The sequence below is a fragment of the Nocardioides sp. genome (assembly GCF_031397825.1).
GTDB lineage: Bacteria > Actinomycetota > Actinomycetes > Propionibacteriales > Nocardioidaceae > Nocardioides.
Genome location: NZ_JANNML010000028.1, coordinates 17,207 through 28,022, shown reverse-complemented (window position 1 = coordinate 28,022; position 10,816 = coordinate 17,207). Strand labels below are relative to the sequence as shown.

Below are 10,816 nucleotides of genomic sequence, written 5' to 3'. Positions count from 1 at the left end.
CAAGATCGCCCACGGCCTGCGCCAGGCGGCGTACGACGGTTGGGCGTCGAAGAAGTTCCTCGCCGAGCAGTACATGCTGATCGGGATCCACGACAAGGAGACCGGGAAGACGTACCACATCTGTGGCGGCTTCCCGAGTGCCTCCGGCAAGACCAACCTGGCCATGATGCTGGCCCCCGACGCCCTCGGGGAGCGCTACCACGTCTCCTTCTACGGCGACGACATCGCCTGGCTCTGGGTCGATGAGACCGACGGCAAGCTCTACGGGATGAACCCGGAGTACGGCGTCTTCGGCGTCGCGAAGGACACCAACGAGGTCACCAACCCGACCGCCCTGCACTCGGTCGACGCGGGCACCGGCACGATCTTCACGAACATCGCCTACAACCCGAAGACCCAGGAGGTCTGGTGGGAGGGCAAGACGCCCGAGGCACCGGCCGACACCGACGGGTGGCTGGACTGGATGGGCGCCCCGATCGCGGACCGCAAGGACGACGACACCTCGCCGTGGGCGCACCCGAACAGCCGCTTCACCACCACGCTCGACAACGTGCCCAACATCGCGCCCGACTACAACGCCGCCAAGGGCGTCCCGATCGACGCGATCATCTTCGGTGGCCGCACCCGCGACCGCGAGCCGCTGATCCGGGCGATCACCGACCTCGCCGAGGGCGTCTACGACGGTCTGACGCTCGGCGCCGAGGCCACGGCCGCCGCCGAGGGCGTCGAGGGCCAGCTGCGCTACGACCCCATGTCCAACCGGCCCTTCATGGCCTACGGCGAGGGCGACTACGCCGCGCACTACCTCAAGATCGTCGGCGCCGCGAAGGAGCAGCCGATCTTCGCGCACGTCAACTGGTTCCAGCGCGACCCGGAGGACGGTCACTTCCTGTGGCACGGCTACCGCGACAACCTGCGCCCGCTGCTGTGGCTGCTGCAGCTCAAGAACGGCGAGGTCAAGGGCCGCCAGACCCCGGTCGGCATCATCCCCACCGAGGACGAGCTGGTCCTGGACGGCATGGCGACCAAGCCCGAGGACCTCGAGAAGCTCCTGACGATCGACGTGGAGCGCTGGAAGCAGGAGATGGGCTTCCGCGAGGAGCACCTCAAGCAGTTCGACCGGCTGCCCGAGGAGATCTGGGAGGCGCACCGCCGCGTCGCCGCCGCCCTGGAGGCCGAGGAGGACTGAGTCCTCGCCGCTGACCCACCGTCGGCCCAGCGCTGACACCGCACGACCGCAGCGGTCCCGTCCAGGTCTGACCTGGGCGGGACCGATGTGCTGTGTGGGAGCATGACGGCGGGACACGGGGCAGGCTGAACAGGGAGGTTGGGGTGGTGGCGAGCTACGGCCCGGACGAGCGCGCCCTCTTCGAGAGTGCCGCCGCCCGCCTCTTCGAGACCGTCGTCGCCCTCGGCGGCATCCCGACCACCGACCCGCGCATCGCCCCCGACTCCGAGCAGCGACCGGCCTTCGACCTGCTCGTCGAGCTCGGCCTGGTGCTGCTCGACAAGGAGACCGACACCTGGGTCCCCGAGGACCCCAGCAGCGTGCAGTCGCGCGTCGTCTCCCCGCTGAGCCAGGAGGGTGCGCGGCTGCTCGACGAGTCCTCCCACTGGGCCCGCGTCTTCGGTGGCCTCACCCAGACCTGGCGCCGCTCGCCGATGTCGGCCGTGCGCGGGCCGTTCACCCACATCCACGACGAGGCGATCGGACCCTTCCTCACCGGCCTGGTCTCCGAGTGCGAGGAGGAGCTGCTCACCGCGCAGCCCCAGACCGGCCGCGACGCACAGTCGCTCGCCGCCGCCGCCCTGCGTGACACGCAGATGCTCGAGCGCGGCACCAAGATGCGCACGCTCTACCAGCACAGCGCGCGGCGCAGCTCCGTCACGCACAAGTACGTCGCCGCCGTCACCGCCCGTGGCGCGGAGGTGCGCACGCTGGACGAGTTCTTCAACCGGATGCTGGTCTTCGACCGCCGCATCGCGGTCATCCCGGGGCGCGACGACCTCCGGGTGGCGATCGCGATCCGCGAGCCGTCGGTGGTCGCCTACCTGGTCGACATCTTCGAGCGCACCTGGGAGCGGGCCCGCCCCTTCACCAACCGCGACACGACGATGATGAAGGGCATCGCCGCCGAGCAGCGCGCGATGACGATCCGGATGCTGATCGAGGGCCACTCCGACCCGGTGAGCGCCAAGCGCCTCGGGGTCAGCCCGCGCACCTACGCCGGCTACGTGGCGGACCTCAAGGACGAGTACGAGGCCGAGACCCGTTTCCAGCTGGGCTACACCATGGGTCAGCAGGGCGTTTCGGGCACCGAGGAGACCCAGGAGACCGACTGACGCCACGGAGCCGCCGCACCGGAGGGGCGATGCCTCCGGGGGTCTGGTCGCACGGTGCGTCCTCGTGTTGAAATGCAGCGAGGGCGGTGACTCGAGTCTGGATCGAGTCACCGCCCTCACTCATCGTGGAGACCGGCCGGGGGGTGGCGCTGGGACCCAACAAGTGGGGGGAAAGTTGGGTCCGGGTCTCACGTGTGTGGCGAACCGGGGGGAGCTACCTGGTGGAGACCTTGCAGTAGCCGCCGCAGCCCCAGCTGCTGTCCTTGGCGTGCGCGGGGGCGGAGACCCCGAGGAGACCGAGCGAGATGGCCGTCGCAGCGACCGTGATGCCAACCTTGCGAGCAATGTTCATGGGAGTCCCACCTTCTCTGAATGGGCCCACGGAATGGCCCGTGCTCCGAGTCTGGTCGGTGGGTGCCGACGGGTGACAGCGATCGGTTGCCTCAGAAATGTGCATTGCAGAATCCTGCAGTGCACAGATCTGCACTGCAGTGACCCCATCCCCCACGTGGGGGAGGTGGGCGGGAGAATTTGTGAAGTTGGGAGGGAGCGGTGTGCGGTCGTCAGCGGTGCGAAGAGCCCGGCACCCTTCGTCGTGCGACGAAAGGTACCGGACGCTTGGCGGAGGCGGCGGGATTTGAACCCGCGAGAGGTTTTATCCTCAACCCGCTTAGCAGGCGGGCGCCATCGACCGGACTAGGCGACGCCTCCTCCACTTCCAGGCACGCGGCCTGGAGCAGCCCGCACAGGCTACAAGGACCGGCCGCCGGAGGACCAATCACCCCTCCTGCTGACCGGCACCCGGCTCGACCGGCTCAGATCGGGCGCAGCCCGAGGCCGCGGTCGATGTGGTCCTGGAGCTCGCGCACGAACTGCTCGCGGTCGACGGCGAGGGCCTCGACCGGGACGGTCGTCGTGCGCCCGCCGCTCAGTCGCAGCACGACGCACGGGATGTCGCGCGGGCTCGCGGTGACGACGTCCTCGACCTCGCTCCAGGCGGCCTGCTTGACGCCGGCGCCGCGGATCATCTTGACCTCGTAGCCCTCGGCGCCGAGCCGGACGACGTAGGCCTTGGAGCGCAGCCACGAGCCCAGCCCGAACAGGCCGACCAGCCCCACGACGAGCAGCACCACCAGGACGTCGGGGGGCAGGGAGTCGGTGACCGCCACGAACCCGGTGAAGCCGAAGACCACGAGGGCGAACACCAGCAGGTAGGCCCCGACGAACCGGGCGACGAAGGGTCGGGAGAGCCGATAGTCGGACGTCTCGGGCGAGGTCATGGAGACGATTGAACACAACGCGCCAATCCGGTCGTCACCCGGTCTTGTCGTGGCCCGCTCCAACCGCCATGCTCGAGGTCCCACCCGACCCTCGACCGGATGCCGGGCCACCCGGGAGGTTGCCGTGACCGTCGTGACGCCAGGACTCAGCGCCGCCCTCCGCAGCCTCGACGCTGCCCTCGAGGTCCCGCGCTCCGACGGGGTCGCCCTCGGCAACTGGCGCTGGGTCGTGCGCCAGCGGATCAGCCTCGTGCGCGACGCGCTGATCGGCGAGAGCACCGACCCCGACGACGGCTGGCTGGCCGCGCGCGGGGGCACGGCCTTCCGCGAGCGCAACCAGCTCCTGGGCCGGCTCGGCGCGCTCGGTCCGAGCGTCCTGGAGAACGCCGACGTCGAGCGCGTGCGCGACGACGTCAAGCGCCTCCTGGTCGACATCAGCCGCCACGTGCAGCGCCTCCACGACATCGCCTACGACGACGTGGAGATGGAGCTCGGCGGCTCGGAGTGAGGTCGCACTAGACTCCTGCGTCGTACGTCTGCGGACGTGCACGGAGGGGTGCCGGAGCGGCCGATCGGAACCGCCTTGAAAGCGGTCGTAGGGAGACCTACCGCGGGTTCGAATCCCGCCCCCTCTGCCAGGCCCGTGGGGCACGATGGCGCCATGGACGACTCGGGACGCCACGACGCCACCGCCTCCGCGTCCCCGCGCGCGGGCGCCCACCCGGCTGCCGCCTCCAACCTGCGGTTCGGGCTCGTGTGCCTGGTCGTCGTGCTGCTGGTGATGGTGATCGTCAACGCCGTGCAGAGCGGCGCGTGGGTGCGGCTGCTGGTGCAGCTGGTCGGGCTCGGTTGCCTCGTGGTCGCCGGCCTGGTCGGGACCCGCGCCGGCGCGGGCTCTCCGTACGCCGACGGGCGCGGCGTCACGCGGGAGAGCGCCACGGACGCGCAGGTCCTGCGGAGGCGCCTGGCCCTGCTCGGGCTCGTCCTGGTGCTGGTGGCGACCGGGCTGTTCCTGCTCCAGGTGGGCTGACCGCTCCGACGGTGTCAGCCGGCGGGGGTGATCTCCACGAGGACGGTGCCCTCCTGGACGACGTCGCCCGGGCCGACCTTGACGGCGCGGATGGTGCCGGCGACCTCGACGAGGACCGGGATCTCCATCTTCATCGACTCGAGCAGCATCACGCTGTCGCCGGGGGCCACGGTGTCGCCGACTGCGACGGAGGTGGACAGCACGTTGGCCACCATCTCGGCGAGGATCTCGGTCACCTGTTCACGGGCCATGTCAGGGACGCTAGTCGTTACCGAGCGGTACGGAGAACCGACCGGGCCTCAGAGCAGCGCGCTGGTCCGCGCAGGCTCGGGCCGCCCGGCGGCGGCCTCCTCGGCGCGTCGGCTGCGGCTGCCCCGGGAGCCGGTGAGCGCGAGGTCGATGCGGATGACGACCAGCGCGATCAGCAGGCCGACGACGAGCCCGTAGAGCACCGACAAGCCGCTCTCGCTCAGCGCGATCGCCGGGTTGGCCAGCGAGTTGGCGACCGCCGAGGTGGCCGCGACGCCGAACGCGCAGACCCACCAGCCCTGGCGACGCCGGGCCCGCATGTGGCAGCCCCACGCCAGCGCGGGGATGCCGAGGACGGTCTCGATGGGGCGCGGGAAGGCACCCAGGTTGGCGCGGCTCCAGCGCACCAGGTCGAGCAGCGACTCGACCAGCCCGGAGGCGCCGTAGCGGCGCAGCAGCTCGGCGTAGAGCAGCGTGACGGCCAGGACCACCATGCCGACCACGACGATCACGAGGCCGCGCCGACCCAGGCCGTGGAAGCCGGCGCCGAGCCGGAAGACCACGAGCAGGGCGCCCACGAGGGACAGCCCGAAGGTGGCGTACTCGAAGCGCACGACGGTGATCGCCGGCTCGAAGCCCACGGTCGCCAGCGCGCCCACCCCGGCGATCAGCATCGCGATGAGGCACTCACGCACCGCGTGGACGAAGCGCACCGCGGGGACGGTGGCCATCACCGCGAGCACCGCAGCGACCACGCAGGTCATCACCGCCGCGCCGGTGCGCAGCGAGTCGTCGTCGGTCACGAGCGTGACGACCCCTAGCACGATCGCGAGGGTGCCGAAGACGACCGGACGACCACCGGTGCGCGCGGCCAGCGCCCAGGCGTAGGTGCTGGCGACGACCACCGAGCCGGTGCCGGGCAGCCAGTCGGGTCCGATCGGGACGATCCCGCAGACCAGCGCGACCAGGCCGGCACCGACCAGCACCAGGAACGACACCACCGGTGTGCGACCTCGTCCGAGCGCGGTCACAGCCCTCCGCCGGGCGGTGGGCGGCTTGTCCTCGCGGCGACGAGCGGCAGTCCTGGACACGAGGAGCCAGGCTACAGACGGCGGTTGGCCAACGAGGGGTTGGTACGACGGGCCGCGTCGAGCGCGGACCGCTCCAGGGTGGCGCCCATCACCGTCGCGTCGTCCCCGGCCTCGGCGAGCACGTCGCCCATCGGGTCCACGACGAGCGAGTGGCCGGAGTAGCGCGGCCCGGGCTGCCCCGCGGCGACCACGAACACCGTGTTCTCGATGGCCCGTGCCCGCACCAGCGTGCGCCAGTGGTCGACCTTGCGCGGCCCCGCGACCCAGGCTGCGGGGATCACCAGCACCTCGGCGCCCCGGTCGACCAGCGCGCGTGCCATCTCGGGGAAGCGGAGGTCGTAGCAGGTCATCAGGCCCACCTGGAACCCTCCGACCTCGACCACGGTCGGCACGACCTCGCCGGCCAGCAGCCGGTCGGACTCGCGGTAGCCGAACGAGTCGTAGAGGTGGACCTTGCGGTAGGAGGCGTCCACCGCGCCGCGCACGAGCAGCGTGTTCCACGGCCGCGTGGGGTCGTCGCTGGCCTCGAACATCCCGGCCACGACGGTCGTCGCGCGCTCCCGCGCGACCCGCGCCAGCTCGGAGCCGAACGGCCCGTCCAGCCCCTCGGCGTACGCCGCGACGTCGGAGCCGGCCTCGCCGAAGTCGCGGGCGAAGGCCTCGGGCAGGACCACCAGGTCGCTGCCGGTGGGGACCAGCGCCTCGAGCCGGGCACTGTTGTCGGCCGGGTCGAGGCCGGAGGCCTCCTGCACGAGGCTGACCTGGAGCGTGGGGGACGTCACCGGGCCCAGCCTGCCACGGTGCGGCGCGACCGGGGCAGACGGTGCGACACTCGCCGGGTGGAGATCGACGTCGGCCTCAGCTCCTTCAGCGCCGTGGTGCTCGCCGGTGGGCGGGCAGCCCGCCTCGGCGGCGTGGACAAGGCCTCGGTCGAGCTCGGCGGCCGCACGCTGCTCGCGCGCGCCATCGACGCGGTCATGGACGCCACCGAGGTGGTCGTGGTCGGCGCGTCCGTGCCGACCGAGCGGCCGGTGACGTTCACCGTCGAGAGCCCGCAGTACGGCGGTCCCGTCGCCGCCCTGCTCACCGGGCGCGACGCGCTGCTGCACCCGACGCCATGGCTGGGCGTCCTCGCCGTCGACATGCCGCGGGTGGGTCCGCTGACCTTCCGCCGCCTGCTCGAGGCGACGCGTGGCCACGACGGGGCCGCCCTCGTGGACCCGGACGGACGGCGGCAGCTCGCGATGGTGCTCGACGTGGCCCGGCTCGACGCCGTGCGGCCCGACCACGAGGCCCAGCACGACATGCCCCTGCACCGGCTGCTCGCGCAGCTGTCGCTCGCCGAGGTCGCAGCCGACAGCGACGAGCACCGCGACGTCGACACCTGGACGGACCTGCGCGACCTCGCGGAGTGAGCCCCCTCGGGGGCGATCTGAGCGCTGGGGGTTGCGGCAGGCACCGCATGCGAGCAGATTGGTCGTCGTGAACCTGCACGACTGGATCGACGAGCTCTGCGACGTCCTCGACCTCGAGGCCGAGGTCGACGAGGGGCTCCTCAACGACCTGAGCCGGATCGCGATGGACAACGTCGAGCGCAGCGCCGGACCCGTCACGGCCTACCTCCTCGGCTTCGCGGCCGGGTCTCGCGAGGCCGATCCCGAGACGGTCGAGAAGCTCGCCGCGATGGCGCAGGGCCTGGCCGAGGGCTGGGACCGCCCGGCCGGCTTCCGCGACCCTCTCGACATCGACGCGCCGGTCCCCGACGACAGCGGCGTCGACCACACCGGCGACGCGCTCGACGACTGACCCCCCGCCCTGACCTGGGGCACACTGGCCCCCATGCGTGCCGTGATCGCCACCGCAGCCGGTGGCCCCGAGGTCCTGTCCGTCCACGACGTCCCCGACGTGGAGCCCGGGCCCGGCGAGGTCGCCATCGCGGTCGTCGCGACCGCGATCAACCGCGCCGACCTGCTCCAGCGCCAGGGCTTCTACCCACCGCCGCCCGGCGCCTCCGACGTGATCGGCCTGGAGTGCAGCGGCACGATCGCCGCCGTCGGCGAAGGCGTGGAGCAGTGGTCGGTCGGCGACGAGGTGTGCGCGCTGCTGGCGGGAGGCGGCTACGCGTCACGGGTCGTCGTACCAGCCGGACAGGTGATGCCCGTGCCCGACGGGGTCGACCTGGTGACCGCCGCGGCGCTGCCCGAGGTGGCGGCGACGGTGTGGTCCAACGTCTTCATGGTCGCCGGCCTCAAGCCCCACGAGGCCTTCCTCGTGCACGGCGGCGCCGGCGGCATCGGCACCTTCGCGATCCAGCTGGCCTCGGCCCTGGGGGCGCGGGTGTTCACGACGGGCGGCACGGCCGACAAGCTCGCGTTCTGCGCGTCGCTGGGCGCCGACGTGACGATCAACTACCGCGACGAGGACTTCGTGGAGGTCGTGAAGGCGTGCACCGACGGCGCCGGGGTCGACGTGATCCTGGACAACATGGGCGCGAAGTACCTCCAGCGCAACGTCGACGCCCTGGCCACCGAGGGCCGGCTGGTCATCATCGGCATGCAGGGCGGCAGCAAGGGCGAGCTCGACATCAACGCGCTGCTGCGCAAGCGCGGGGCGGTCATCGCGACCTCGCTGCGCTCGCGGCCGAGCGACGAGAAGGCCGCGATCTGCGCGTCGCTGGTCGAGCTGGTGTGGCCGCTGGTGGCTGAGGGCCTGGTGCAGCCGATCGTGCACGGCACCATGTCGCTCGAGGACGTGGTCGCCGCCCACGAGCTGATGGAGTCGGGTGAGCACACCGGCAAGATCGTGCTGACCGTCTGACGCATAGGGTGGCGGACATGAGCGAGCAGCCCGACGAGCAGGAGCAGCAGGTCGTCATCATCGGCCCCGACGGCAAGCCGATCGGGACCCTGCCGGCCTCGGCGCTGCAGCAGGCCCCCGACGGAGAGGGTGGTGACGAGGACGGCGAGGGCGAGCGCGCGCTCACCGACCTGGTCGAGCAGCCCGCCAAGGTGATGCGGATCGGCAGCATGATCCGCCAGCTCCTCGAGGAGGTGAAGGCCGCGCCCCTCGACGAGGCCAGCCGCGTGCGCCTCAAGGAGATCCACCAGGCCTCCATCAAGGAGCTCGAGCAGGGCCTCGCGCCCGAGCTGATCGAGGAGCTCGACCGGCTCACCCTGCCCTTCAGCGGTGACGAGGTCCCCTCCGAGGGCGAGCTGCGGATCGCCCAGGCCCAGCTGGTCGGCTGGCTCGAGGGGCTCTTCCACGGCATCCAGACCGCGATCTACGCCCAGCAGATGGCGGCGCGGGCACAGTTCGAGCAGATGCGACGGGGCCTGCCGCCCGGGATGGGTGGCGCGCCCCAGGCCGACGCCGGGATGCCGTCGCCTGCCGATGACGACGGTCGGCCTGGGTCGTCGAGCGGGATGTACCTGTAGGACGCTCGGCCATAGCGGCTCACGGGTCCCGTCGCGCTCGGCCAGCCGTGACTGCTAGCGCCCGCTGCCGACCAGCAGCCGCCTCAGCACGAGGACGACCAGGCCCAGCCCGAGGACGCCGCCGGCGACCCACGGCCACACGAGACCGTCGTCGACTTCCACGCCGACCACGTCGCCGTCGGTGACCGCCCCGGCGTCGGCGGGCCCAGCGACGACTGGGTCGTCGGCGGCAGCCGGCTCGGGCGCACCGAGGATGCGCTCGGCCTCGCCCTGGGTGACGCCGAAGCCGAGGCAGAGGTTGCCGGCGTACGGCGAGCGGGAGCCGTCCACGAGGAAGAGCCGCCGCTCGCCGACCACGACACCCTCGAGCCCGCACGACGCCCCGCTCGCGGACGAGAGCACCTCGGCAGTCCCACCCGGCTCACCCTTGAGGACCTCGAGGACCTCGACGTCGTAGGTCGCCACGCCACGCTCGATCGAACGGTCGAGGACCTCCGCGACGAAGACGGCGTCGGCGCGCGCGAGGGCGCCACGATCGCCCTCCATCGCGCAGGAGCACGCGTGCGCCGGGGCGCCGACGAGGACGAGGCCGGCCGAGGCGAGCAGTGCGACGAGCAGGGCGACGAGCAGGGCGGTGAGGGCGCGGCGGAGCGAGGTCATGTGCGGTGGGACGCCACGACGCCGCAGGTCGTTCCCGAGCCTGGCGTCAGCGGCGGGCGTTGAGCCGGCCGACGAGGATCAGCCCGAGGAAGCCGACGAGCACGAGCGCGAGGCCGGGAGCCGCTGCGCGGCTCAGCGAGGTGGGCGCGCTCGTGTCGGCGTCGGTGAGGACGGCGGGCTCGGGGGCCGGCGCGGGGGTGGCGGAGCGCCCCTTGCCCAGCACGCCCTGGACCTCCGCGATCAGGGCGGAGGTCGCCGCCCGGGTGCCGGAGCAGCCGTCGTCGGCCCAGGCGCCCTCGACCGTGCTGTCGGAGGCCACGACGAAGACGTAGCGGGAGTCGACCTGGAGCTGACCCAGGCCGCACGTCGCCTGGGTGCGCTGGGTGGTCAGGACGGTCTGGTCGACGTCGTCGATCTGGCCCTTGTAGACCCGGTCGAGCACGACCTCGTTGGTGATGCTGACGACCGCGTCGGCCCCCGTGCCCTCCGAGCGGGTCGAGGAGGCGACCGTCCCGGTGAAGACGGCGTCGGCGTCCTTGATGCGCTCCATCAACGAGTCGGCACCGGCCCCGGCGGCCTGCGCGCAGGTGCAGGCCTGGGCGGGTGCGGCACCGAGCGCGACCAGACCACCGACCATCCCGAAGGCCATCACGAGGGCCATCAGGAACGAGGTGAGGAGGCGACGGGCAGCTGCGAGCACGCGCTCATCACAACAGATCGGTGGTGATG

15 protein-coding genes and 2 tRNA genes are annotated in these 10,816 nt (G+C 72.0%); 9 read left to right on the top strand and 8 right to left on the bottom strand.

The genetic code is table 11. The annotated features are described in order from the left end of the window. Positions 1-1,189 (top strand): phosphoenolpyruvate carboxykinase (GTP) (locus RMN98_RS01865; RefSeq protein ID WP_309647103.1); only part of this gene is annotated, 1,189 nt, incomplete at its 5' end. A 146-nt stretch (positions 1,190-1,335) separates the two neighbouring features. Next, on the top strand, positions 1,336-2,343 hold the full coding sequence (locus tag RMN98_RS01860; RefSeq protein WP_309647102.1) for a LuxR family transcriptional regulator: 1,008 nt from the start codon (positions 1,336-1,338) through the stop codon (positions 2,341-2,343). A 214-nt stretch (positions 2,344-2,557) separates the two neighbouring features. Here RMN98_RS01860 and RMN98_RS01855 read toward each other — a convergent pair whose 3' ends face one another. The 3 genes from RMN98_RS01855 to RMN98_RS01845 form a co-directional block, all read right to left on the bottom strand. Then, a complete protein-coding gene (locus RMN98_RS01855) occupies positions 2,558-2,695 on the bottom strand; it encodes a hypothetical protein (protein ID WP_309647101.1) in 138 nt (45 codons plus the stop codon). Between the two features lie 267 nt (positions 2,696-2,962). Then, positions 2,963-3,054 (bottom strand) — tRNA-Ser (locus RMN98_RS01850). A 104-nt stretch (positions 3,055-3,158) separates the two neighbouring features. Further along, entirely contained in the window at positions 3,159-3,623 is a 465-nt protein-coding gene (locus RMN98_RS01845; protein WP_309647100.1) for a hypothetical protein, read from the bottom strand. Between the two features lie 133 nt (positions 3,624-3,756). Here RMN98_RS01845 and RMN98_RS01840 point away from each other — a divergent pair, with 133 nt between their 5' ends. The 3 genes from RMN98_RS01840 to RMN98_RS01830 all read left to right on the top strand — a co-directional run bounded on the left by RMN98_RS01840 (position 3,757) and on the right by RMN98_RS01830 (position 4,653). Beyond that, positions 3,757-4,131: a hypothetical protein gene (locus RMN98_RS01840; RefSeq protein WP_309647099.1), complete on the top strand. Its 375-nt coding sequence runs from the start codon at positions 3,757-3,759 to the stop codon at positions 4,129-4,131. A gap of 42 nt (positions 4,132-4,173) precedes the next feature. Then, a tRNA-Ser gene (locus RMN98_RS01835) sits at positions 4,174-4,261 on the top strand. A 23-nt stretch (positions 4,262-4,284) separates the two neighbouring features. Next, positions 4,285-4,653 (top strand): hypothetical protein, encoded by a 369-nt coding sequence (locus tag RMN98_RS01830; protein ID WP_309647098.1) that lies wholly within the window; start codon positions 4,285-4,287, stop codon positions 4,651-4,653. A 14-nt stretch (positions 4,654-4,667) separates the two neighbouring features. Here RMN98_RS01830 and RMN98_RS01825 read toward each other — a convergent pair whose 3' ends face one another. From RMN98_RS01825 to RMN98_RS01815, 3 genes are read right to left on the bottom strand one after another with little or no spacing between them, the layout of a single operon-like run. Beyond that, entirely contained in the window at positions 4,668-4,904 is a 237-nt protein-coding gene (locus tag RMN98_RS01825; RefSeq protein ID WP_309647097.1) for a biotin/lipoyl-binding carrier protein, read from the bottom strand. A 48-nt stretch (positions 4,905-4,952) separates the two neighbouring features. Further along, on the bottom strand, positions 4,953-5,993 hold the full coding sequence (locus tag RMN98_RS01820) for a hypothetical protein (RefSeq protein ID WP_309647096.1): 1,041 nt from the start codon (positions 5,991-5,993) through the stop codon (positions 4,953-4,955). A gap of 11 nt (positions 5,994-6,004) precedes the next feature. After that, the gene (locus tag RMN98_RS01815; RefSeq protein WP_309647095.1) at positions 6,005-6,775 is read right to left on the bottom strand and encodes a carbon-nitrogen hydrolase family protein; all 771 of its coding nucleotides are present in this window, start codon (positions 6,773-6,775) and stop codon (positions 6,005-6,007) included. Positions 6,776-6,832: 57 nt separating this feature from the next. Between RMN98_RS01815 and RMN98_RS01810 the strand changes: the two genes are divergently transcribed. From RMN98_RS01810 to RMN98_RS01795, 4 genes are all read left to right on the top strand, one after another. Further along, positions 6,833-7,408: a molybdenum cofactor guanylyltransferase gene (locus RMN98_RS01810; protein WP_309647094.1), complete on the top strand. Its 576-nt coding sequence runs from the start codon at positions 6,833-6,835 to the stop codon at positions 7,406-7,408. A gap of 67 nt (positions 7,409-7,475) precedes the next feature. Beyond that, on the top strand, positions 7,476-7,799 hold the full coding sequence (locus RMN98_RS01805) for a DUF6457 domain-containing protein (protein WP_309647093.1): 324 nt from the start codon (positions 7,476-7,478) through the stop codon (positions 7,797-7,799). Between the two features lie 33 nt (positions 7,800-7,832). Continuing rightward, positions 7,833-8,810 carry an NAD(P)H-quinone oxidoreductase gene (locus RMN98_RS01800; RefSeq protein WP_309647092.1) on the top strand — a complete coding sequence of 326 codons (978 nt, stop codon included), beginning with the start codon at positions 7,833-7,835 and terminating at the stop codon, positions 8,808-8,810. 17 nt (positions 8,811-8,827) lie between these two features. After that, complete coding sequence (locus tag RMN98_RS01795) at positions 8,828-9,427, top strand: bacterial proteasome activator family protein (RefSeq protein ID WP_309647091.1); 600 nt, start codon at positions 8,828-8,830, stop codon at positions 9,425-9,427. A 54-nt stretch (positions 9,428-9,481) separates the two neighbouring features. Here RMN98_RS01795 and RMN98_RS01790 read toward each other — a convergent pair whose 3' ends face one another. Both RMN98_RS01790 and RMN98_RS01785 read right to left on the bottom strand, forming a co-directional pair. Next, complete coding sequence (locus RMN98_RS01790) at positions 9,482-10,087, bottom strand: hypothetical protein (protein ID WP_309647090.1); 606 nt, start codon at positions 10,085-10,087, stop codon at positions 9,482-9,484. Between the two features lie 46 nt (positions 10,088-10,133). Next, entirely contained in the window at positions 10,134-10,787 is a 654-nt protein-coding gene (locus tag RMN98_RS01785; RefSeq protein ID WP_309647089.1) for a hypothetical protein, read from the bottom strand. Between the last annotated feature and the right edge of the window lie 29 nt (positions 10,788-10,816).